Origin of the sequence: Pseudomonas sp. Eqa60, from assembly GCF_018326405.1 — a bacterium.
Classification (GTDB): domain Bacteria; phylum Pseudomonadota; class Gammaproteobacteria; order Pseudomonadales; family Pseudomonadaceae; genus Aquipseudomonas; species Aquipseudomonas protegens.
The window spans coordinates 6,141,071-6,164,455 of record NZ_AP024342.1 but is presented as its reverse complement, the minus strand read 5'-3'; the positions used below and the strand labels follow the sequence as shown (position 1 = coordinate 6,164,455).

Sequence of the window (23,385 nt, the reverse complement as noted above, 5' to 3'; positions counted from 1 at the left end):
ATTCCGTTGGCGCGGCTCGGCCTTTGCCGCAAAGTGGGAGAGGCTGCACAGTGAAGGCCAAAAAGCGACGCCCGCATGGCGGGCGTGCAACAGCGGCTACAGCTGGCCGTTGTGGATCAAGCCAGGCCCAGCAGCGCCAGGCGCTGGCGCACCGAGGCCTCGATGCCGGCTTCGTCGAGGCCGCACTCGGCGAGCATCTGCGCCGGTTTGGCGTGCTCGACGTAGGCGTCCGGCAAGCCCAGGTGGAGGATCGGCTTGAGGATGTTTTCCCGTGCCAGGTATTCGCTGACCGCACCGCCGGCGCCACCCATGATGGCGTTTTCCTCGATGGTCACCAGCAGTTCGTGGCTGCTGGCGATCTCGCGTACCAGGGCTTCATCCAGTGGCTTGACGAAGCGCATGTCGACCACCGTGGCGTCGAGTTTCTCGGCCACTTGCAGGGCTTCGGCCAGTTGCACGCCGAACACCAGCAGGGCCACTTGCCTGCCCTGGCGGCGGATCACGCCCTTGCCGATCTCGATCGGTTCCAGGCTCTTGTCGATCGGTGCGTTGGGGCCGGTGCCGCGCGGGTAGCGCACGGCCGCAGGGCCGTTGTACAGGTGCCCGGTGCTGAGCATCATGCGCAGCTCGTTCTCGTCGCTCGGGGTCATCACCAGCATGCCGGGGATGCAACGCAGGTAGGAGAGGTCGAAGCTGCCGGCGTGGGTCGGGCCGTCTTCGCCCACCAGGCCGGCGCGGTCGATGGCGAACAGCACGTCGAGGTTCTGTACCGCCACATCGTGGATCAGCTGGTCATAGCCGCGCTGGAGGAAGGTCGAATAGATCGCCACCACCGGCTTGGCGCCCTCGCAGGCCATGCCGGCCGCCAGGGTCACGGCGTGCTGCTCGGCAATTGCCACGTCGAAGTAGCGCAGCGGGAAACGCTCGCTGAAGGCCACCAGGTCCGAACCTTCCTTCATCGCCGGGGTGATGCCCACCAGGCGCGGGTCGGCGGCGGCCATGTCGCACAGCCATTCGCCGAACACACCGGAGTACTTCGGCCCGCCGGCCTTTTTCGGCGCGGCCGCCGGGGCGTCCAGGGGTTCCAGCTTGGTGATGGCGTGGTAGCCGATCGGGTCGACTTCCGCCGGGGCGAAGCCCTTGCCCTTCTTGGTCACCACATGCAGGAACTGCGGGCCCTTGAGGTCGCGCATGTTGCGCAGGGTGGCGATCAGGGTCGGCAGGTCATGGCCGTCGATGGGGCCGATGTAGTTCCAGCCCAGTTCTTCGAACAGGGTGCCGGGGACCAGCATGCCCTTGGCGTATTCTTCGGTGCGGCGAGCGATTTCCCAGGCCCCGGGCAGGCGCGACAGCACTTTCTTGCTGCCTTCGCGCATGCTGGCGTAGGTGCGGCTGGAGAGAATCTTGGCCAGGTAGTTGGACAGCCCGCCGACATTGCGTGAGATCGACATGTCGTTGTCGTTGAGGATCACCAGCATGTTGGCGTCCACCTCCGGCGCATGGTTCAGGGCCTCGAAGGCCATGCCCGCGGTCAGGGCGCCGTCGCCGATCACGGCGATGGCCTTGCGCTCGCTGTTCTGCAGGCGTGCGGCGATGGCCATGCCCAGGGCAGCGCTGATGGAGGTGCTGGAGTGGCCGACGCCGAAGGTGTCGTACTCGCTCTCGGAGCGCCGCGGGAAAGCGGCCAGGCCGTCTTTCTGGCGCAGGCTGGCCATCTGCTCACGGCGCCCGGTGAGGATCTTGTGCGGATACGCCTGGTGACCCACGTCCCACACCAGCCGGTCGTCCGGGGTGTCGAACACGTAATGCAACGCGATGGTCAGCTCGATGACCCCGAGGCCGGCACCGAAGTGCCCGCCGGTCTGGCCGACCGTATAGAGCAATTCCAGGCGCAACTCATCGGCCAGGGTTTCCAGCTCGGCTTCGCCTAACCGGCGCAGGCCGTCCGGCGTCTGGGCGCGGTCGAGCAGCGGCGTGGTCGGGCGTTTGCGGGGAATCTCATGAAACGTCGTGGGCATCAGGCGAATCGTTATAGGTATAGAAAGAGGCGGCAGTTTACCTTATGCATCGCAAGCTGCCCACGCAGAGCGCCGAACTTGGCCGATATGCGGTCCTGCTACGGACCGCCGATCAGCTGCGGCGTTCGACGATATAGCGCGCCAGCTCGCGCAGCGGCTCGGCCGCTGCGTCAAACGGACGCAGGGCATGCAGCGCCTGGTCGCGCAGTTCCAGGGCGTACTCCTTGGCCGCGGCCAGGCCCAGCAAGGCCGGGTAGGTCGGCTTGTCCCGGGCGATATCGGCGCCCTGGCGCTTGCCCAGGGTGGCGGTATCGCTTTCGACATCGAGAATGTCGTCCTGCACCTGGAACGCCAGGCCAATGGCCTGAGCGTAGGTTTGCAGGGCCTTTAGCTCGCCCTTTTCGGCCCGGCCGCTGGCCAGGGCGCCAAGGATCACGCTGGCTTCGATCAGTGCCCCGGTCTTGTGCCGATGCATGTATTCCAGGGCCTGCTGGTCCAGCTTGAGCCCCACGGAGCCGAGGTCGATGGCCTGGCCGCCGACCATGCCCGCCGGGCCCGCGGCCTGGGCCAGGGTGGTGACCATGCGCAGGCGGATCTCGGCGCTGGCGTCGCTCAGGGCCGGGTCCAGCAGGGCGCTGAAGGCCAGGCTCTGCAGGCCGTCGCCGGCGAGGATCGCGCAGGCTTCATCGAAAGCCTTGTGGGTGGTGGGCTGGCCGCGGCGCAGGTCGTCATCGTCCATGGCCGGCAGGTCGTCGTGCACCAGGGAATAGGCGTGGATCAGCTCCACCGCGCAGGCGGCGCCGTTGGCTTGCTCGGGCTTGCCGCCCAGGGCCTCGCAGGCGGCGTAGGCCAGCAGCGGGCGCACGCGCTTGCCGCCATTCATCACGCTGTAGCGCATGGCTTCATAGAGGCGGGCAAGTTCGGGGCTAGGGGCGGTGAACAGGGTGTGCATTGCAGCGTCGACGCGGGCCTGGCTGGAGGCCTGATAGGCGGTAATCATTCCGGCTGTTCCGCATCGAAGGGCTGTTCCGCCAGCTCGCCATCGCGCTCCAGGAGGATCTGCACCTTCTGCTCGGCCTGGGCCAGGGCCGCCTGGCAATCGCGGGTCAGGCCGATGCCTTGCTCGAAGGCGGTCAACGAGTCTTCCAGCGACAGCTCGCCGTTCTCCAGACGCTCGACCAGGGTTTGCAGGTCGGCGAGGGATTGTTCGAAATCTAAGGCAGCTTTTTTGCGGGCCATGGCGGCTATCCCGGTTGACGTTAAACCGGCGCGACACTAGCAGACAGCGGGGTTTCGGGCAAATGAGAAGCGCCCGCTGGCGGGCTTCGGGCGGGGGCGTTGGGGTAGGGGGGGCGGGGGTTTTCACGACGCGCGTTGCTCCCGGGAGTGAAGGGGGTGATGGCGCTGTAATGGCACTTGCTGCGGGGGTTTCAGGGCATTGCCGATTCCCTCGCAAATTCCTTTTTCGGCAATTGTGCAACAGGCGCCAAGTCGCTAATCTGCGGCCTTTCCAACGCCCTTTGTTGCCGGGCACTCTTTCTGAATATTTGCAGCCGCGCCGAGGATCTGGCGCCAGGGTTTTCCCATGCATGGCAGGACGCATTACATGCGCGCTCTATCCTCCCTTCTGCTGACCTTGCTGCTGGCCGGGCCGGCATTCGCCGAGCCTTCTGCCGAGCTGCAGGAACCCCTGGCCGGCTGGCGTTATTCCGGCCTGCTGGACCGCACCGAGCAGGATCGCGTGGCCTATCCGACGCCGCCCATCGACCGCGGCATCCAGCGCAACCGCACCCTGATCGAAGGCCAGCTCAAGGCCATTGGCCATTTGCGCCAGCCCCACAGCCTGTCGGTCAACGGCAACCCGTTGAATCTCTACACCGACGAGCAGGGCCGTTTTGCCCGGCCCTATGCGTTCGGTGCCGGCTCCAACAGCGTCGAAGTGCGCAGCTCCGAGGGCAAGTCCCTCAAGCGCGTGCAGTTCTATGAAGCCAACCTGAACAAGACTCCACCGCGCATTCGCGTAGTGCTGGGCTGGGACGATCCCAAGGCCGAGCTGGACATGCACATCATTACCCCGGACGGTCAGCACGCCTTCTTCGGCCACCCCGGCCTGACCAATGGCGGCGGCCTGGACCCGGACGGCGTCGATGGCCCGGGCCCGGAAATGTTCACCATGACCGCACCGCTGCGGGGCACCTACCTGATTTACGTGAACTACTGGGGCAACTTCGGCAGCGGCGGATACAACTTCGACGAAGGCAGCAATCAGAACGAGGTGATCACCTCGCAGATCAACCTGATCCTTAACGAAAACACCGTCGATGAGAAACGCGAGACCTTTATCGTGCCCATGCGGGCCATCGGCGACCTGTTGCTGGTCAAGTCTTTCAACTATTGAACATCCCGCACCACGGATGAATTGGGCTTTGTGAATCATGAGCGAAAACACAGCATCCCCGGCAGCCGGCGTGCCCGGTACTGAACAACCCGCCAGCAAGCGGCGCTGGCCGGTCCTGGTCATGGGCCTGTGCCTGGTGGCGGCCGCGGTCACCGGCGTGGGCTGCAAGCCCAAGACTCCGGTGGCGGAGCTGGCCGGCGACAAGCTGGGCCTGAGCCGCCCCGATGGGCTGCTGGAAACCCATTCCCTGGCGCAATTGCCCAAGGACCTGCTGGCGGTGCCTTTCCTCAAGGAAACCCTGACCGAGGATTTCGTCTTCTATTACCAGACCCACGCCGACCGCCTGGGCCTGATCGGCAGCCTGCGGCGGATCATCTACGAGCATGACCTGAAGCTGCAGGACAACCTGATCGAGCAGTTGTTCGACCAGCCGGCCGACGTGGCGCTGTGGCGCGGCGCCGACGGGCGTCTCAAGGACTTCCTGCTGGTGATGGACCGCGGCGGCCTGGCCAAGCTGCTGGAGCCCCTGGCCAAGGTGGCCCTGGATGACACCCAGTTGAGCAAGCTGGCGGACCTGAAGGTCGGTGGCGATGCGGTGACCCTGTACCAGTTGAATTACAACGCCAGCCGGTCCCTGGCATTCGCCTCCCACGGCGACAAGCTGGTGGTGCTGTCCAACCCCGCCAAGCTGTACGACCCCGCCACCGGCGCCGACGACGAGCATGGTGCGGTGTCCACCACCGCCCTGGAGGCCCTGCTCAACGGCGACAAACTGTTCCCCGAGGCCTTTGGCCTGGAAGCGCGCAAGCCTGAAGTGCAGCAGCGGCTGGCAGTCAATTCCAGCGTTTTGGCCATGGGTTACCAGCGCTTTATCCCCAACTTCGCCGGCCTGCGCTTCGACATGGACGACAAGGGCTGGCACAGCTACCTGGCCATGCAAGAGCAGGACAACCAGCCGGCGTTCGACTTCAAGCCGATCTGGCAGGCCATGCCCATGGGCGCCAGCGCCTGCGTAGCCTTGCCCCTGGCGGCGGAGCAGCAGAAGCCGTTGCTGGTCAAGCTGGGGGCCGAAGAAGCGGTGGCCACCACCCTGACCGAGCACATGGCCGGGACCGCCGGCCTGTGCTGGTACGCCGACTCGCGGCTGTACACACCGCTGTTGGTGGCCAGCCTCAAGGACAAGGACAATGCCAAGCTCGATGCGGACCTGGGCAAGCTGTTCGGCTCCATGGTCGGCACCCGGGAAAGCAAGGTGGCGGAGCGCATCTTCCCGGTGGTCGAGCAGCAGAACGGCGACGTGCACCAGTGGCAGCGCCAGGTCAGTTCCAACTTCGGCCAGTACCCGGCCAAGGAAGCCAAGGACCCGCAAACCATCACCGGTCGCGCCTTCATGCAGGTCAGCCTGGCCCGCCATGGCTCGACCCTGGTGTTCTCCCTGGATGACAAGCTGGTGAACAAGGCCCTGGGCACCCTGGACAAGCGCTTCCCGCCCCTGGCGGACGTGGTGCCCAAGGATGCACTGATGCCGGTGTACCTGGGCCCGCAGTCCCTGGCCCAGCTGATCCAGCAGGAAACCTTCGACAGCCTGCCCCAGGACATGGAGCCGGTGTTCAACAACGCCGCGCAAACCTACCTGGTGCCCAAGCTGCGTACCCTCGGCGGTTATGGCAAGTACGCCCTGACCCTGCCCGAAGGCAGCGAGCCCGACGGTCACTGGCAATGGCTGCCTCTGCAATGGCGTGCCCTGTGAGTGCACTGCGCAAAGGTCTGACCAGCCTTGGCCTGTTGGCCTTGTTGCTGAGCAGCGCCGTGGGCGCGACCCAGGCTCCGCCGCTGGACGTGCAGCAGTCCCAGGTGTTCCGTGCCTGGTTCGTGCGCATCGCCCAGGAGCAGTTGAGCCAGGGCCCGAGCCCGCGCTGGTACCAGCAGGACTGCGCGGGCCTGGTGCGCTTTGCCGCCAACGAAGCGCTCAAGGTCCACGACAACAAATGGCTGCGGGCCAACGGCATGTCCAATCGCTACCTGCCGCCGGAGCTGCAACTGAGCGAAGGCCAGCGCGGCCTGGCCCAGCAGTGGCAGCAGGGCGGCGGCCAGACCGGGCCCTACGTCAATGCCATCAAGCTGATCCAGTTCAACAGCCATCTGGTGAGCCGTGATCTGGGGCAGGCGCGCCCCGGTGACCTGTTGTTCTTCGACCAGGGCGACGACCAGCACCTGATGATCTGGATGGGCCGCAACATCGCCTATCACACCGGCACCACCACTCCCACCGACAACGGCATGCGCTCGGCTAGCGTGCAGCAACTGATGACATGGAAGGACACTCGATGGATACCCGACTCAGCCAACCCCAACTTCATCGGCATCTATCGACTGAACTTCCTCACCCAATGAGCGAATCCCGTATGTCCCGTTTTCTGTTTCGCCTGACCCTGGCCCTGACCCTGCTCACCCCCGTGGCCCTGGTCAACGCCGAAGACTCGGTGCCGTCCAGCGACTATGCGGCGGTCTCCGGCGAGAGTTTCTTCCTCCTGGCCGACAGCAGTTTCGCCAGCGACGAACAGGCCATGGTGCGCCTCGAGGCCCCGGGCCGTGACTACCGGCGCTTTCGCATGGAGCCCTATGGCGGCGCGGACATCCGGGTGTACCGGATCGACCAGCCGCTGGACTTTCTCAAGCGCCAGAAGAACCTGCACCGAGTGGTCAGCGATGGCCAGTTCAAGGGCGAGGGCCTGTCCAACACCCTGGCCTACCTGTGGGACAACTGGTACCGCAAATCCCGCCGGGTGATGCAGCGCGCCTTCTCCTACGAGTCACGCAAGCAGGTCACCGAGGAGGTGCCGGAACTGAAGGTGGGCAACTCCATGCTGGCGCCGACGCCGTATGACGCCCAGCCGCAATTTGCCCTGATCCCGGGTCTGCCCCTGGTGACCCAGTTCCGTTATCCGCTGTGGCAGGCCAAGCCGATCCAGCCGCCGGCCGGGGTAAACCTGTCCGGTTCCTCCAGCCAGTTCATCAACGTCGCCCCGGGCAACGTCTACATCCCGCTGGGTCAGCTCAAGCCCGGCCTGTACCTGGTGGAGGCCCTGGTAGGCAAGTACCGCGCCACCACCATGGTTTTTGTTTCCAACACCGTGGCGGTGAGCAAGATCGCCGGCGACGAACTGCTGGTCTGGGCCGCGGGCAAGCATGAAGGCAACTCGGTGCCCAAGGTCAATGTGCTGTGGACCGACGGCCTCGGCGTGATGAACAGCGGCGCCACCGACGAACAGGGCCTGGTGCGCCTCAAGCACGTCAGCCCCGAGCGCTCCTACGTGATCGGCGAAGACCAGGAAGGCGGGGTGTTCGTCTCCGAGAACTTCTATTACGACAGCGAAATCTACGACACCAAACTGTATGCCTTCACCGACCGGCCGCTGTATCGCCCCGGGGACTGGGTATCGCTGAAGATCGTCGGTCGTGAGTTCAAGAACGCCCGGGACTCGGTACAGCCGGGTGCCGGCACGGTGAACGTCAGCGTGCTGGATGCCGCCGGCACCGCCCTGCAGAACATGACCCTGGACCTGGATTCCAAGTCCGGCGCCCAGGGCCGCTTCCAACTGCCTGAAAATGCCGTGGCCGGTGGTTATGAACTGCGTTTTGGCTACAAGGGCCAGGTCTACAGCAGTGCCTTCCGCGTGGCTGAGTACATCAAGCCGCACTTTGAGGTTTCCCTGGCCCTGGCCAAGCCGGACTTCAAGACCGGCGAGCCGGTGAAGGGCAACCTGGTGCTGCTCTACCCCGACGGCAAGCCGGTGGCCAACGCTCGCCTGCAACTGAGCCTGCGGGCCCAGCAACTGTCCATGGTGGACAACGAACTGCAGTACATGGGCCAGTTCCCGGTGGAGTTGACCAGCGCCGAACTGACCACCGATTCCAAGGGCAGTGCGACCCTCGACCTGCCGGCGGCGGACAAGCCCAGCCGCTACATGCTCACCGTATTCGCCAGTGATGGCGCTGCGTATCGGGTCAAGACCACCAAGGAAATCCTCATCGAGCGTGGCGCGGCGAGCTTCAGCCTCAGCGCGCCGCAGCGTTTCAGCGCTGCCGGCGACAAGGTGCAGTTCAGCTACGCCAACCAGAACACCAGCGAGCAGAGCAAGAACGTCAAGCCGAGCCGCTACGGCTGGGTGCGCATGGAGGACCAGTCCACCGGCGAGGGCAAGCTGGCTGCCGCCGACAGCGGTTTCGCCCTGGCCTTCGAGCGCCCCGGTACCTACAACCTGACCCTGCGCGACGAGCACGATCGTGTACTGGGCGGCACCAGCCACTCGGTCACTGGCGAGGGCGTGAAAGCGGTGCCGGGCACCGTGGAAATCGTCCTCGACAAGCCCGAGTACAAGGCTGGTGACGAAGCCCTGGCGCTGATCACCTTCCCGGAGCCGATCAACGACGCCCTGCTGTCCCTGGAGCGGGACAAGGTCGAGGCCACGGCGCTGCTGTCCAAGGGCGGCGATTGGCTCAAGGTGGAAAAACTCAGCCCCACCCAATACCGCGCCCGGGTGCCGGTGAAGGACGGCTTTGCGCCGAACCTGACCTTTTCCGTGCTCTACACCAAGGGCGGCGAGTACAGCTTCCAGAACGCCGGGATCAAGGTGCTGACGCCGCAGATCGATGTGGCCATCCATACCGACAAGGACAAATACCAGCCGGGTGACATGGTTACCGTCGACCTGTCTACCCAGTTCGCCGGCAAGCCGGTGCCCGCACACCTGACGGTCAGCGTGGTGGACGAAATGGTCTACGCCCTGCAACCGGAAGTGGCGCCGAGCATCGACCAGTTCTTCTACCACCCGCGGCGCAACAATGTGCGCACCAGCGCCAGCCTGTCGTTCATCAGCTACGACGTGGCCCTGCCGGGCAGCCCCACCGCCCCGGGCAAGGCCAACCGCAGCGAACGCGGGGTCAAGGTACTGGAGCGTCCGCGGCGCGAAGACGTCGACACCGCTGCCTGGCAGCCTGAGCTGGTCACCGACGGCAGCGGCAAGGCGCGTTTCACCTTCCGCATGCCGGATTCCCTGACCCGCTGGCGCATCACTGCCCGGGCCATCGCCGATGATGGCCAAGTGGGGCAGAAAAAGCAGTTCGTGCGTTCCGACAAGGCCCTGTACCTGAAGTGGAGCGGTCCGACCCGCTTCCGCACGGGTGACAAGCCGGACCTGGGGGTATTCGCCTTCAGCCAGTCCGAACAATCCACCAAGGCCGAACTGGTGATCCATTACGCCGGGGAGTCCCAGCGCCTGCCGCTGACCCTCAACAGCGGCATCAACTATGTGGCGCTGCCGGCCATTGCCCCGGGCAATGGCGAGTGGAGCGCCGAGCTGGTGCAGGGCGGCAAGACCGTGGATGCCCTGGCGGTGCGCCTGGTGAGCAGTGCGGCCGGCTGGCAGAGCGTGCAGACCCAGAGCCTGGACGTGGTCACCATCAGCACGCCGCTGGGCCTGCCGGCCGATGCTGCGGACATTCGCCTGCGCCTGGACGACAGCCCGCAAGCGCTGTTCCGTTCGGCCCTGGATGACCTGCTGGAATACCCGTATGGCGGCGTAGAACAGACCGCCAGCCAGTTGCTGCCGCTGAGCGTTGCCTACCCGGCGCTGGCCAGCAATCCGCAGATCCGCGACCGGCTGCGGCTGATGATGCAGAACAGTCGTCTGCGCCTGGTGCACATGGCTGGGCCGGAAGCGGCATTCACCTGGTGGGGCGAAGATGCCGAGCCGGATGCCTTCCTCACCGCCTACGCCTATTACGCCGACTGGAATGCGAGCAAGGTGCTGGACCTGAACCTGCCGCCGGAGCACTGGCAGCGGGTGCTGGAGGTCTACGCCAAGCAGGCTGGCAATACGCCGTTGCTGCAACGGGCGCTGATCCTGTCGTTCGCCCGTGAAATGAAACTGCCGATCAACACCCTGGTCAGCGGCCTGATGGACGACCTGGCCAAGGCCGGTAGCGGCCCGGCAGCCAGCATGCAGGATAACGGCAGCGACAGCCTGGTGATGGACGATCCGGATTCGGCCCTCGGCCTGGCCAGCGCCCGGGTGCTGGCCGCGGCCCTGGCGCGGGATGCCAAGGTCACGCCACCCGCGGCGTTCGTCGCCCAACTGGAAGCGGCGCAGCAGCAATTGGATATCAGCTCCCAGCCGTTCACCCAGGCCCTGAGCCTGTCGCTCAAACCGTTCGACCAAGGCGCGGCGCGTGCCTTGCTGCAACGCCTGCTGCCGTCGCAATCGACCCTGGAACGGGCCCTGGCCCTGACCTGGTTGCAGCGCAGCATCGCCCAGTCGACCCCGGCGGTGGCCTTGAACCCGGGGCAGGGCTGGCAACAGCGCCAGGGCGCCAGCGGTGAAAGCTACTGGCAGTGGCAAGGGGCGCAGGTGCCGACGGTACTGGCCCTGGGCTCTGTGCCGGAACGTCCGCTGCGGGCGTCGGTGAGCTACCTGAGCAAGCTGGACATGGGCACGCCGTCGCCGGTGAACATCACCCGCCGCCTGTTGCGCCTGGTGCCGGGGGACGAAGCCTTCACCTTCAAGCTGGAACCGGTGGGCAACAAGCCGATCGCCAGTGACGGCCTGTACCTGGACGAAGTGATCATCGCCAACGAAGGCAACCGGCCGCTGCTGTACGGCATGCTGGAAGTGCCGCTGCCGCCGGGCGCCGATGTCGAGCGCACCACCTGGGGCATCAAGCTGGCCGGCCCGGCCGGTACGGAAGCGGCCTCCCTGGAGAAGGCTCGCTCCGAACCGGGGCAGATGAGCTACGCGGTGCCGCTGGATGCGTTGAACGACAGCAGCGAAGTGCGCCTGCGCCATCTGGTTCGCTTCTCCCAGAAAGGCCAGTTCAATCTGCCGCCGGCACGTTTCTACCAGGTGTACGCACCGGAGCATCAGGCTCAGGAACGCACCCCGGCCCTGGGTCAGGTCACGGTCAAATAACATGGCGCGGTGCTGGGCCTGGCTATGTCTGTGTTTGCTTCCTGGGTGGGTGACGGCCCAGGACGAGCCCCTGCGCCTGGCCTGGAAAAACGCCCCGGACAGTGAGCTGGTGAGCCTGAGCAAGACCCAGGTTCTGTCTCGCGAGCCGTTGCCCAAGGATCTGCAAGCGCCCCTGGGCAGTGTCTGGAAACTCTTTGTCTACGCCTGGCTGGTGGACACCGGCGCCCAGGAGCCGGCCTATGCCTGCCAGGGCAAGTCCAAGGAAGAGGTCTATTGCTGTGCGGTGGGCGCCAGCATCGCCCGTGATCAGGCGCTGGTACGTTCCTGCGGTTTGTATTTCGAGCCCCAGCGCTTGCAACTGTCCGCCGCTGACTGGCGCCATTACTGGCAGGCCCGCAACGCCCCCGACTGGTTGCAGGACCTCAACCAGCTGCAGCCCCAGACCCGGGTCCCGGTGGCGGAACTGCTGCAGGTGCTGGCGCTGTTGCCGGCCCGGGACACGGCCCGGCGCGTGCTGCTGGATGTGGTGCTCAATGCCGCCGACGGCGCAGTAGTGGGCGCCTTGGGCGGGCGCTTGCGGGTCAAGACCTGGAGTTGGCTGGCGGATCAGGACCCGCAGTCGCGCCAGGGTGGTTTTGCCGGCTGGCTGGTGGATGGCACACCGCTGTGGGTGGGCGGGCGTGGCACCAGCCAACGGGTGTTGAAGGACTACGCCCAGGCCCTGAACCAGGAACTGCCGGACAACCCGCCTGTGGATAAAGGCCGCTGTGTGGAGGTCAGCCTGTTTTCCCGCTACCCGCTCAAAAGCGTCAGCCAGGGCGGCCAGCCGGCTAAACCGGGTGCCTTGCAAGGGGATTACCGGGTGGAGTTTGCCAACGGCAACCAGCTGGATATCCACAGCGCCGGCGAGCTCTTCCTGCAGCAAGACCCTGCGGCCCAGCGACTGGTGGCGCGCCTGGACCGTGAGGAATATGTCGCTCGGGTACTGCAGCGCGAAGCCACCAGTGAGCCAGTGGAGGCCGCCAAGGCGCTGGCCGTGGCCATCCGTACCTACCTGTTGCAGAACGCCGGGCGCAGCGGCGAATGCCTGAGCATCGACGACAGCAGCAACCGCCAGCGCGTCGCGCCGCGCCCGGCCACTGCCCAGGCCCGGGCCATTGCCGCCTGGACCAGCGACCTGGTGCTGGCCGGCACTCAAGTCACCTATCACTCGGACCTGAAGGCGCCGGACAAACTGTCCTGGCAACAGGCCGTGGAGCAGGCCCGGTCTGGGCAACGCTACGACGCCATCCTGCTGCACGCCTATCCCCGGGCCAGCCTCAGCCGCTGGGACAACCCCGTGGCCTCCTGCGAACCCTTGCCGGCGGCCCAGGAGTGGCTGCTGCAGCAGCGCCGGCGCTGGCGCCAACCGCTGGAGCAAGAGATCGGCTACAACGAAATCAGCCAGTTCGCCGTGTGCCGCCTGAGTTTCGGCCGGCCCTACGTCGACCGTGAACGGCAACGCATCTATGTGCGGGGCGTGCTCTCGCTGCAAGACCGCCTCGACCTGACTCACGAATACCTGCACCTGGCCTTTGAAGCTCATCCCAACGGCCAGGATGAAACCTACATCGAAGGGCTCGCCCGTCATCTTTTATTGGAATAGGCCATGAAACTTCCTGCTCCCCCGGTCCTCCTGTTCCTTTGTGGAATGTTCAGCCTGCCCATGGCCCTGGCCGACAGCGGCATCCAGCTCGACACCCCAAGGGCGGCTGGCGCACTCGAGCCATGGATGGTGAACAGTACATTCAGGAGGTCAACTACCCGGCCTCCTCGGTGAATACCCCCCAGGGCCAGGCCGATACCGCGCGTATTCGCGGGCAGATCAAGGGTGCGCCCAAGGCGAACAAAGAGCCCGGCAAGCTGATCGTCAATGGCGTCAGCATGCCGCTCAAGTTCGATGAGCAAGGCAGCTTCGACCGGCCGTACGCCTTCCCCAACGGCAGCAACAGCGTCGAAGTGCGCAGCCCGGATGGCCAGCAGCGCAAGCGCGTGCAGTTTCTCAACACCGGCGGTGGCGTGACCCCGCCCAAGTTGCGCGTGCTGCTGTCCTGGGACAGCGACAACACCGACCTCGACCTGCACCTGGTAACCCCGGACGGCGCGCACATCTGGTACGGCGACCGCGTGGCTCCCAACGGCGCGACCCTGGATGTGGACGTGACCACGGGCTACGGCCCGGAGATCTTCTCCATGCCGGCGCCGCTCAAGGGCCAGTACCTGGTCTATGTGAACTACTACGGCGGGGGCTATCGCAGCGATGACGATGAGGACGGCGGCCAGGAAAACGCCGTGCAGCCCCTGACCACGGCCCAGGTCACGGTGATTACCGAAGAAGGCACGCCGGATGAAAAGAGCGAGTCCTTCATCGTGCCAATGCGTGCCCCCGGAGAACTGACCCTGGTGCGCAGTTTCAGCTATCCATGATCGAGCTCAACCTATCCGGCGGCCCGGGCATTCGTTTATTGCCCTGAGACAATACCAATGTCCGGTATTTGCCTTGCAATGAATCACCATTCATTGGCAGGGAAATGCAGAGCATGGGTAGCTTTCAAACGTGGTTGAAGTGCTGTGTGGTGGCCGGCAGCTGTGCCTCCGGCCTGGTGTTGGCCGCCGGGGCCGATGGCTTGCAGAGGGTCAAGGTTGACCTGGTGGCGCCGCCCCAGGTGCATGTCCATGAGCAGGCCGTCAACGGGCCGCCGAAGGTCGTGCAGTTCCGCATGAATGTGGAAGAGAAAAAGATGGTGGTGGATGACCAGGGCACCACCTTGCAGGCCATGACCTTCAACGGTTCCATGCCCGGCCCGACCCTGGTGGTGCACGAGGGCGACTACGTCGAGCTGACCTTGAGCAATCCGGCCAGCAACAGCATGCCCCATAACATCGACTTTCATGCGGCCACCGGGGCCCTGGGCGGGGCGGCCCTGACTCAGGTTTTGCCGGGGCAGGAAGTGGTGCTGCGCTTCAAGGCCGACCGCAGCGGAACCTTCGTCTACCACTGCGCACCACCGGGCATGGTGCCCTGGCACGTGGTCTCGGGCATGAGCGGGACCTTGATGGTGCTACCGCGCGAAGGCCTGAAAGACCCTGCCGGCAAACCCTTGCACTATGACCGCGCCTACACCATCGGCGAGTTCGACCTGTACATTCCCAAGGACAAGGACGGGCACTACAAGTCCTACCCGGACCTGGCCTCCAGCTACCAGGACACCCGCGAGGTGATGCGTACGTTGACCCCGAGCCATGTGGTGTTCAACGGACGGGTTGGCGCTCTGACCGGGGCCAACGCGCTGACCGCCAAGGTCGGCGAAAGCGTGCTGTTCATCCACTCCCAGGCCAACCGCGACAGCCGCCCGCACCTGATTGGCGGCCATGGCGACTGGGTCTGGACCACCGGCAAGTTCGCCAATGCCCCGCAACGCAACCTGGAGACCTGGTTCATCCCCGGCGGCTCGGCGTTGGCGGCGCTCTACACCTTCAAGCAGCCGGGCACCTACGTGTACCTCAACCACAACCTGATCGAGGCCATGGAGCTGGGGGCGCTGGCCCAGGTCAAGGTCGAAGGGCAGTGGGACGATGACCTGATGACCCAGGTAAAGGCCCCCGGGCCCATTACTCCGGCCAAGTGATGGCGGCCGGGGCTCAGGCCCCGGCACCTGGCATCAGAGGTTCAGGGCGAACTTCAGGTAGCCCGCATACGCCTGGCGCCAGTCGTCCTGGAAGGTATGGCCTTGCTCATGCTCATGGCTCTGGACCTGGTTGCCGGGTTCCAGGGCCTGTTGCGTGGCGGCGGTGAGCTTCTGGTTGCTCTCGTGCTCCTTGGCGCCATGGACGATGACGATGCGCTTGTCCCGGGCCTTGGTTTCGCCGAAGGGAATCCGGTAGCCGCCGGGTGACAGCAGCAGCGCGCCGCTGTAGTGCTGCGGGTACTCGGCGATCAGGTGCGAGGCGTGCTCGGCACCTTGGGAGAAACCCATCAGGACGATGCGCGAGCGATCGATACGGGTCTGCTTTTCCAGTTTCTTCAGCGCTGCGCTGACCGCTTCTTCGGTCGGCGCTACCGAATGCTGCTGCCACATGAACTGGTGCTCATCGCGCTTGAGAGTGCCGTTGATGCCCACCAGCACGGCGTTCTCTCCCACAAGGTCCGTGCGCATGTCGATGCCGTCGCTGCCTTCGGTACCGAACCCCGACAGCCAGACCACTACCGGCCAGCCCTCGCTCGGGGTCTTGCCCTGGGGAATGCTGAAGGCCGCAAGGCCCGCATCCCTGGCCTTGGCCGGGTAGTTTTTCTCGGCGGCCTGCAACAGCTTCTTGTAGGCCGGGTCCTGCTGCAACGATTCCAGTTCGTCGTCTTCCTTGAGCAGCACCAGCTGCCAGAAGCCACGCTCGCGGGCCTGGTCGAGGTATTCGGCGGCGCGCTTGTTCTTGTCCATGGCCGCCAGGCTGCCGGCGGCCTGGTAGGAGGCGTAGGCATTCTTCGGATCGAGGCGGGCAGCGGTCAGGTAATAGGCGAGGGCGCCGGCGTAGTTGTCGTGCTGGCTCTTCTCATTGTCCCCGGCCTCGATGAAATCCGCTGGCGTGGCTTCGTCCAGGTACAGGTTGGCCATGCCGGCCAGGCCTTGCCAGCGCCCCTTGGCGACGTCCTGTTGCGCATCGGCATGGGCCCAGGAACTGCTGAGGCTGAGAACGCTGAACAGCGAGAGAAATGACAGGGGCAGGCGTACTGCGGCCGGCAACGACATGACTGAGAGTCCTTTTTCAGTGAAGGAGGTCCCGGGCCGTTGCCCGAAACGGCGCGCAGCTTAGCATGGCGGATCGCCCGGATGGACGACCCGCGCTGTGGCCGGAGTCAGCGCCGAAGCGGTAGGTCAATCGCTCTGGTCGGCGGTGGAAATCACTTCATCGATCTTCCAGCAGCCCTTGTCCTTGATCATCCGCACATCGACGATCTGGGTGGTGTCCGGGGTGTTGCCCAACGTCACTTGCTCCTTGGCGCTGGAGCCCTGGACTTGTGGTTCGCTGACCTTGATCTGGGTCAGCCACTCATCCATGTAGTCCTGGGCCTTGAGGAAGTAGTCCTCTTCCAGGCCGTCGGGGCTGGCCATCTGTTTCTTGATCTTGGTGATCAGCGAGTCGGAGACGTACTTCTTCATTTCCGCCACGTTGTCGGTCAACGGATCCTTGTCTTCGCTGAAGGTTTGCAGGTACCAGCTATAAAACGCCTGGGTTGCGGGCTTTGGCGAACTGGCGCAGTCGGCCAGGGCGACTGACTGATGCATGGCGACCGCTGCCAGCAGCGAGCAGAACAGCATTCTCATGGAGGACCCCTTACGGATGGCGATAGATTTTATAGGCAGGTTTCTGCACCCGGTAGGAATGCCCCGGGTAGAAACCGTGCAGTTGCTTGAAGTCTGACACCCAGAGTGTGCCGTTGAACATCGCCATGTGACCGTGGGGGTGCCCGGGAATGGGCTGGATGATCACCACATCGCCCGCTGCGGGCGTCTGGCCGGCCGGTTGTTCGATGAAACCGGCAGAAGTCAATGATGAGCCGAAGTCCTTGGCCGAGTGCTTCCTGTGCAGAATTACCCCACCGCCACCGGCTTCGATCGCCTGGCGAGTATAGGCCGCACAGCGCCCCGTACTACCGGCGTGAGCGTGAGCGTTCAAGTGACTGATAGCGGCTTCTTTATTCCACATTCCTTGTCATCCGAGAGTCCTGGAGAGCGGCGAGTTTATTCTTGCCCAAGGGCGCCGGAAATACTGGCCAAGTGCCTTATTTGCCGCCTTTGGGGGGCGTATCACAGTTATCCCGCTGATTGGCAAAACCACGCAGGAGCCAGGCGGCCTGGTCGTTCAGTCCGACTGCAACTCCAGGGCGCTGCGCGATACCGTGTGCACTCGGTTGCGCCCCTGGTGCTTGGCGTCATACAGGGCTTCGTCGGCCAGGGACAACAGGCGCGGCAGGTCGTAGCCCCGGGTTTCACTGCTGACCACACCGATGCTGACGCCGAGCAGCCCGGGTTCCAGCAGAGGCAAGCGGGCAAAAGCCTGGCGAACCCGCTCGGCTACCGTTACTGCGGCCTGCTCATCGGTCGCGGCCAGGAGGCAGGCGAACTCTTCACCGCCAATGCGGGCAAATACGTCTTTTGTACCCAGGGTTTCTGCAAGCACCTGGCTGAATGCGACCAGCACCTGGTCGCCGGTCTGATGACCGTAGGCGTCGTTCAGGCGCTTGAAATGGTCCAGGTCGCACAGCAGCAAGGCCATTGGTGAGCCCCGGCGCTGGCATTCGATCAGCATCCGCTCGCCATTGACCATGAACGCCCGGCGGTTGCCAATACCGGTCAGGGCGTCGCAGAAGGCCGCCGCCTTGAAGCGCAGTTCGACTCGTTCCTTGACCATGCACAGGGTCACGTAGGCAATGCCGATCACATACAGCATCGATTCGAACAGCATGAAGGAGAAGAGTGGCACCCCGGCACCGTAGCCTTTGAGCGCCTGATCCATGGCCACGCCCTGGTCAATAACGGCGCGCACAATGTAGTACGTGGTGTGCAGCAGGGTCAGGACCACCGCCGGCATATAGGCGACCTCCAACTGCTGACGGCTGCGCCAGAACTCCAGCAGGGTCAGCACGCCATAGGCCGCCGCCAGTAGCGAATACACCGAGACCCGAACCGGCATTGACTGGTAGAACGCCGGCACCACACACAGGATCAGCCAGATGCCGGCCCCAGCCAGCAGGCCCGGGACATGGGGGCGACGCCCGGCGAAGACGCGCATCGCTGTCCAGTTGAGGCCGGCACTCAGCAGCAGGACCACGTTGCCGAGGATTTTCGGCACGAAGTCCATGCCCATGTCGCGCAGGCTGACCAGCACCACGCCCACCGCCGCCAGCAGCATCATGCCGCCCAGATAAGCCAGTGGCCGCTCACGGGTTTCCCGTAGCCAGGCGTGGAAGGTCAGCAGGCTCATCAGAAAGAAAATGAACACCGAGACTACGAGCAGGGTGGGGATGTGCAGGGCCATGTCCGGAATTCTCGTTAACGTCGCGCTCAAGGGGCAGGAGTCGAAGCCGGCCGTTGCAGAGCGGGCGAATTGCCATCAATGGGCGGGATTGTAGCGAGAACGTGAGGGCCTTGGTGTGGGGAGCAAGGAGTGAAGGGCCTAGCGGAACCTCCCGCAAAGCGCGTTGCCCTGGTAACCGTGCGCGATTGGCCCGAGGAACATGAATGGGCCACAGGCGTAGAAGTCCGAACTGACTTTCTGGTTCACATACAGCAATGCAGCTTCGGCGCCGTTTATATCGTTGCCGTACGAGGTGGCGCTGTAGGACTCGCAAACCGGCAGTTTCAGCGGGATTGGCAGGATCACGAGCAAAACGGTGGTGCCGCACCACTGGCGTTCGGCGGGGCTCTTCTGCGTGCGGGTGATGACCGGGGTCATGGAGTGGCCCACCAGCGTTTGGTGAGCGTCGGTCTTGGTGACTTGCCTTTCGGGCATATCCATCCAGGCACCCACGCACCCGCAAAGGCCAAGGGCTGTCAGCGCCGCTAGCAATGCACCGTTGATGGCTCGCCGCAGGGGCTGAAAATTCACCGCAGGGGATCTTGTGGGAGCTGCAAAGCTGCGTAGGTCGTGCATCCTGCACCTGCTGTAGGAGTGGCCGGTCCTTCCCGTGCCCGGGTTCCAGGCATTAAAAAGCCGGCTTGTGGCCGGCTTCTCGGGGACTGGCTTGGTTCATTTTTGGTAAACCGCACCAGCCTTCAAAACGTACACCCAGCTCTTGCGGCTGGCTGTGGGACTGGGCGAGAAAGTCATCCGCTTCGTCAGGCGCTCTGACCGCTTCAAGGGTCGATGCGCAAATGTGGGGCGCAGCATACGCATATTCGCCGGGAATTCCCAGTGCGAAGCGCGTTCCAGAGGCCTTGAAGCAGTAAAAAGTGCGAAGAATATGTTGCTGGATGCGTGGTCGGCCGAGGAAGCGGTTCACCGGCAAGCGGGCGCCAGCAGGCAATTGGTGCTGCGTGCAGGCATAAAAAAGCCCCGGATGACCGGGGCTCTTTCTTGAAGCCTGTTGCTCCAAGCGTGCAGTTGCTTCTTAGCCTTTGTAGGCAGCAACCGACTTCAGGATCTCGGCGCGGGCTGCATCGGCATTGCCCCAACCGTCGATCTTCACCCACTTGCCTTTTTCGAGGTCTTTGTAGTTCTCGAAGAAGTGCTTGATCTGTTCCAGCAGCAGGGCTGGCAGGTCGGTGTATTCCTTCACGTCGACATACAGCTGGGACAGCTTGTCGTGTGGTACCGCGATCACTTTGGCATCGCCGCCGCCGTCGTCGGTCATGTTCAGGATGCCCACTGGACGGGCACGGATCACCGAGCCTGGCGCTACTGGGTAAGGGGTCACGACCAGTACGTCGAGGGGGTCGCCGTCGTCAGCCAGGGTGTTGGGGATGAAGCCGTAGTTGGCCGGGTAGAACATCGGGGTGGCCATGAAGCGGTCAACGAACAGGCAGTCGCTGTCTTTGTCGATTTCGTACTTGATCGGCGCGTGGTTGGCCGGGATTTCGATAGCGACGTAGATGTCGTTCGGCAGGTCTTTGCCCGCCGGAATCTTGCTGTAGCTCATTGGGCGTTGCCCCCGTTAGTTGACCAAATGACTTGGCCGGATTGACCAAAAAGTGGCGGCGATTATAGACACACTCCGCTACCGATGCCACGTGCCAAGGGTCGTAGAACCTTGGTTGTACTGTGTTGCGGGCGTGTTCGGGTTTACCGAGCGACCGGCGGCCTGGTTGTCAGGTAACCGGTCTTCAGATGAACAGCTTAAATAGCGCGACAGGACATTAGTGGTGCGTTTGATAGACCGGATCTTCTGCTTGAAGTTGCTGTAACCGGGCCAGTGGATTCTGCCGATAAAACAGCTGTAGTTGTGCATAGACTTTCGGATAGGCCGCCACCAGCAAGTCCGGGGCGCTGAAGAAGTATTCGCTGGTGACGGCGAAGAATTCCGCCGGGTTTTCCGCGGCGTAGGGGTCGATGGCGGTTTCTGCGTCCGGATTGCGGTCCAGTTGGTGGTTGAGGTCGTCGTAGGCGCTTTGCATCACTTGCGCCCACTCGCTGACCCGCATGTCGCTGTGCAGCGGCGGCAGGCCGTTGGCGTCGCCGTTGAGCATGTCCAGCTTGTGGGCCAGTTCGTGGATCACCAGGTTGTAGGCTTCCCAGCCACCGCTGGCCAGGACTCCGGGCCAGGCGAGGATGACCGGCCCCTGCTGCCAGGCTTCGCCACTGTGCTCGCCATCCCATTCGTGCTCGATACCGCTGGCGTCGCGATGGCGTTGCGGGCTGAGGAAGTCGTCGGGGTAAAGGATGATTTCGTGGAAGCCCTGATACCAGTTCAGGTCCCCCAGGTGCAGCAGCGGCAGCTGTGCCTGGGCCGCCAGTAGCAGGCGCTGTTCCTGATGCAGCTCGACCCCGGGCAGGGCGGTGAGGTGCTTGTCGTCGAGAAACAGCACGCTGGCCTCGCGCAGCCACTGGTCCTCGGCGGCGCTGATGCCGTCGAGGAAGGGCAGGTGCTGGCGTACCCGCTGCCAGGTTTCATCGCTGACCGGGTGCCTGGCCAGCCGGCGCTTGCGGCGCCAGGCGCTGAGGGACCACATGGTGCTTAGCGGGTTTCGGCTTTTTCGGTACTGCGGCCAAAACGGCTGCGCAGTACGCCAATGATCATCGGCACCAGGGACAGGAGGATGATGGCCACCACCAGCAGCGAGAGGTTTTTCTTGATGAAGGGCACGTTGCCGAAGAAGTAGCCCAGGGTCACCAGGCCGCCGACCCAGAGGATGGTGCCGGCCACGCTGAAAGCGAAGAACCGTGGGTAAGGCATGCGCGCCACGCCGGCGACGAAGGGCGCGAAGGTGCGGATGATCGGCAGGAAGCGCGCCAGGGTCACGGTCTTGCCGCCGTGCTTTTCATAGAAGTCGTGGGTTTTCTGCAGGTAGTCGCGACGGAAGATCTTCGAGTTGGGGTTGCTGAACAGCCGTTCCCCTGCCGTTCGTCCAATCACATAGTTGGTGCTGTCGCCAAGGATCGCCGCCAGCATCAGCAGGCCGCCCAGCAGCACCGGGTCCATGCCGCCGCCTGCGGCCACCGCGCCGGCGATGAACAGCAAGGAGTCGCCGGGCAGGAAGGGGGTTACCACCAGGCCCGTCTCACAGAAAATCACCAGGAACAGGATGGCGTAGATCCAGGGCCCGTAGTTGGTCACCAGCATGTCGAGATAAACGTCGAGATGAAGGATTAGGTCGATCGGGTTGAAATCCATTGGGGCACCTGTGATGACAGCCTGGCTCGGCAGGCCTGTGCGATGACTCGGAGAAAGGGACTACAGGGGTGTGTAGCTTTTCTTACGATCCGAAAAGGTCGGCATTATAAGGGCTGACAAGTGAAATGCGTGTTCAGATTGTAGCGGGGCGTTTCGGCTTGGCCGGTGCTTGGTAGGTTGCCGGGAGGGCGCGCGTCAGGGGCGGAAATACCAAAGCGGCCCTGGGGCCGCTGTCTGCAGAGTCAGTCGTCGCTGAGGGGCAGGACGTAGTTCTTGAACTCGGTATCTTCGCGAAAACCCATGGACTCGTAGGTTTTGCGTGCCACTTCGTTGTTGCTGCTGGTGGACACCCGTAGGCGCACGGCGTTGGTTTCCTTGGCCATCTTCTTCGCGGTGCGCATCAGGTTGTCCGCCACCAGCTGGCGTCGGGCGTCTTCGGCAACGTAGATATCGTTGAGAATCCACACACGCTTGAGGGAGAGGGAGGAAAAGCTCGGGTACAGCTGGCAGAAGCCCAGCAATTTGTTGCTGTCGTCGTCGGCCAGGGCCAGGTAGATCACCGATTCCTTGCGCCGCAGGCGTTTTTCCAGGAAGGCCCTGGACGAATCCGGGTAGGGCAGTGCGCCATAGAATTCGCGGTATTTGACGAATAAGGGGGTCAACAGATCCAGGTGCTCGAGGGTTGCTTGAGTAATCCGCATGGTGGCTCTCAACTTCAAGTGGATGTGACGGCACAGGTTGGATGACTCGGGCAGCCGTGTTGCGATGCTGCCCAAAGCGGCGAAAAAGCGCAATCGTCTTGCAAAATCACGCTTGGGGCGGGCCCAGGAGGAAGTTGCCCTTCATATCTGCCGGCTCGTCGCTGTCCAGGGTCTGCACTTGCGCCTCGTCTTTGAGGTTCACCCCCGACAGTTGGCGGCGGCAGGCTTCACGCATCAGGTAGAGCAGGCGGTGAGCGGCCATGCCGTAGCTCAGGCCCTCCAGGCGCACATTGGAGATGCAGTTGCGATAGGCGTCGGTGAGGCCGATTTTCGGCTGGTAGGTGAAGTAAAGCCCCAGGCTGTCGGGGGAACTGAGCCCCGGGCGTTCGCCGATCAGGATCACCGTCATCTTCGCCCCCAGCAGTTGCCCGACCTCGTCGGCCACCGCCACCCGGCCCTGTTCCACCAGCACCACGGGCGACAGCGACCAGCCTTCGGCGGCGGTCTGTTCCTCCATGCGTGCCAGAAATGGCAGGGTATGGCGATGCACCGCCAGGGCCGACAGGCCATCGGCTACCACCACTGCCAGATCGAACCCGCCGGGATGGGCGCTGGCGTAGTCGCGCAGGGCCTGGGCCGAGTCGTCACTGAGCCGGCGTCCCAGGTCGGGGCGTTGCAGGTAGCTGTGGCGGTCGGTGGCGGCGCTGTGCAGCAGCAGGCTGTCACGTCCGCGCTCGGCCAATTGAGCGCTCAGGCCGGCGTGGTCGAAGGGCAGGTGCACGGCGTCCCGGGCCTGGGCGTGGGCGTATTGGAAGTCCAGTTGAGCATCGGTGGGCAGGCTGGTGCCGGTACGGCCCAGGGCAATGCGTGCCGGAGTCAGACGGCGCAGTTCCAGCCAGGGGTTCTGCGAATCGGTCGGGTGTTTTTGCATGAG

At 64.1% G+C, this 23,385-nt stretch carries 20 protein-coding genes and 1 pseudogene; 7 read left to right on the top strand and 14 right to left on the bottom strand.

Translation table 11 applies throughout. From position 1 onward, the window contains the following. Positions 1–116 precede the first annotated feature (116 nt). The 3 genes from dxs to KI242_RS27915 form a co-directional block, all read right to left on the bottom strand. On the bottom strand, positions 117–2,018 hold the full coding sequence (gene dxs, locus KI242_RS27925; RefSeq protein WP_011063726.1) for a 1-deoxy-D-xylulose-5-phosphate synthase: 1,902 nt from the start codon (positions 2,016–2,018) through the stop codon (positions 117–119). Between the two features lie 112 nt (positions 2,019–2,130). After that, positions 2,131–3,018 carry a (2E,6E)-farnesyl diphosphate synthase gene (gene ispA, locus KI242_RS27920; protein ID WP_011063725.1) on the bottom strand — a complete coding sequence of 296 codons (888 nt, stop codon included), beginning with the start codon at positions 3,016–3,018 and terminating at the stop codon, positions 2,131–2,133. Continuing rightward, positions 3,015–3,257, bottom strand: a complete 243-nt coding sequence (locus tag KI242_RS27915) for an exodeoxyribonuclease VII small subunit (RefSeq protein ID WP_011063724.1) — start codon at positions 3,255–3,257, stop codon at positions 3,015–3,017. The genes ispA and KI242_RS27915 overlap by 4 nt, the downstream gene beginning before the upstream one ends. 367 nt (positions 3,258–3,624) lie before the next feature. Between KI242_RS27915 and KI242_RS27910 the strand changes: the two genes are divergently transcribed. The 7 genes and pseudogenes from KI242_RS27910 (at position 3,625) to nirK (ending at position 15,052) form a co-directional block, all read left to right on the top strand. Next, complete coding sequence (locus tag KI242_RS27910; protein WP_019092777.1) at positions 3,625–4,416, top strand: DUF2135 domain-containing protein; 792 nt, start codon at positions 3,625–3,627, stop codon at positions 4,414–4,416. A 37-nt stretch (positions 4,417–4,453) separates the two neighbouring features. After that, positions 4,454–6,166, top strand: a complete 1,713-nt coding sequence (locus KI242_RS27905) for a DUF2138 domain-containing protein (RefSeq protein WP_019092776.1) — start codon at positions 4,454–4,456, stop codon at positions 6,164–6,166. Next, positions 6,151–6,810, top strand: coding sequence for a DUF1175 family protein (locus KI242_RS27900; protein ID WP_125063962.1), 660 nt, complete (start codon positions 6,151–6,153; stop codon positions 6,808–6,810). The genes KI242_RS27905 and KI242_RS27900 overlap by 16 nt, the downstream gene beginning before the upstream one ends. Beyond that, positions 6,807–11,384: an alpha-2-macroglobulin gene (locus tag KI242_RS27895; RefSeq protein WP_212805721.1), complete on the top strand. Its 4,578-nt coding sequence runs from the start codon at positions 6,807–6,809 to the stop codon at positions 11,382–11,384. Before KI242_RS27900 ends, KI242_RS27895 begins: the two co-directional genes overlap by 4 nt. Position 11,385: 1 nt before the next feature. Then, positions 11,386–13,029, top strand: coding sequence for a DUF2300 domain-containing protein (locus KI242_RS27890; protein WP_183001097.1), 1,644 nt, complete (start codon positions 11,386–11,388; stop codon positions 13,027–13,029). Positions 13,030–13,032: 3 nt separating this feature from the next. Beyond that, positions 13,033–13,850: pseudogene (locus KI242_RS27885) on the top strand (DUF2135 domain-containing protein). A 113-nt stretch (positions 13,851–13,963) separates the two neighbouring features. After that, positions 13,964–15,052 carry a copper-containing nitrite reductase gene (gene nirK / locus KI242_RS27880; protein ID WP_212805720.1) on the top strand — a complete coding sequence of 363 codons (1,089 nt, stop codon included), beginning with the start codon at positions 13,964–13,966 and terminating at the stop codon, positions 15,050–15,052. Between the two features lie 33 nt (positions 15,053–15,085). Here the strand turns inward: nirK and KI242_RS27875 are convergent, their stop codons facing one another. The 11 genes from KI242_RS27875 to eutC all read right to left on the bottom strand — a co-directional run bounded on the left by KI242_RS27875 (position 15,086) and on the right by eutC (position 23,382). Continuing rightward, positions 15,086–16,168: a dienelactone hydrolase family protein gene (locus KI242_RS27875; RefSeq protein WP_212805719.1), complete on the bottom strand. Its 1,083-nt coding sequence runs from the start codon at positions 16,166–16,168 to the stop codon at positions 15,086–15,088. Between the two features lie 126 nt (positions 16,169–16,294). After that, complete coding sequence (locus tag KI242_RS27870) at positions 16,295–16,744, bottom strand: DUF3828 domain-containing protein (RefSeq protein ID WP_011063716.1); 450 nt, start codon at positions 16,742–16,744, stop codon at positions 16,295–16,297. 10 nt (positions 16,745–16,754) lie between these two features. Next, positions 16,755–17,126, bottom strand: a complete 372-nt coding sequence (locus KI242_RS27865; RefSeq protein ID WP_011063715.1) for a hypothetical protein — start codon at positions 17,124–17,126, stop codon at positions 16,755–16,757. A gap of 156 nt (positions 17,127–17,282) precedes the next feature. Continuing rightward, positions 17,283–18,458 (bottom strand): GGDEF domain-containing protein, encoded by a 1,176-nt coding sequence (locus KI242_RS27860; RefSeq protein WP_077934845.1) that lies wholly within the window; start codon positions 18,456–18,458, stop codon positions 17,283–17,285. A 138-nt stretch (positions 18,459–18,596) separates the two neighbouring features. Continuing rightward, positions 18,597–18,938, bottom strand: a complete 342-nt coding sequence (locus KI242_RS27855; protein ID WP_237615471.1) for a hypothetical protein — start codon at positions 18,936–18,938, stop codon at positions 18,597–18,599. A 187-nt stretch (positions 18,939–19,125) separates the two neighbouring features. After that, positions 19,126–19,515, bottom strand: coding sequence for a hypothetical protein (locus tag KI242_RS27850; protein WP_139187227.1), 390 nt, complete (start codon positions 19,513–19,515; stop codon positions 19,126–19,128). A 15-nt stretch (positions 19,516–19,530) separates the two neighbouring features. Beyond that, the gene (gene ppa, locus KI242_RS27845; protein ID WP_011063696.1) at positions 19,531–20,058 is read right to left on the bottom strand and encodes an inorganic diphosphatase; all 528 of its coding nucleotides are present in this window, start codon (positions 20,056–20,058) and stop codon (positions 19,531–19,533) included. A 217-nt stretch (positions 20,059–20,275) separates the two neighbouring features. Continuing rightward, a complete protein-coding gene (locus tag KI242_RS27840) occupies positions 20,276–21,088 on the bottom strand; it encodes a M90 family metallopeptidase (RefSeq protein ID WP_015637182.1) in 813 nt (270 codons plus the stop codon). A gap of 5 nt (positions 21,089–21,093) precedes the next feature. Beyond that, positions 21,094–21,750, bottom strand: coding sequence for a DedA family protein (locus KI242_RS27835; protein ID WP_011063694.1), 657 nt, complete (start codon positions 21,748–21,750; stop codon positions 21,094–21,096). A 242-nt stretch (positions 21,751–21,992) separates the two neighbouring features. Further along, entirely contained in the window at positions 21,993–22,451 is a 459-nt protein-coding gene (locus KI242_RS27830; RefSeq protein WP_011063693.1) for a GNAT family N-acetyltransferase, read from the bottom strand. Between the two features lie 106 nt (positions 22,452–22,557). Continuing rightward, positions 22,558–23,382 (bottom strand): ethanolamine ammonia-lyase subunit EutC, encoded by an 825-nt coding sequence (gene eutC / locus KI242_RS27825; protein ID WP_041120010.1) that lies wholly within the window; start codon positions 23,380–23,382, stop codon positions 22,558–22,560. Between the last annotated feature and the right edge of the window lie 3 nt (positions 23,383–23,385).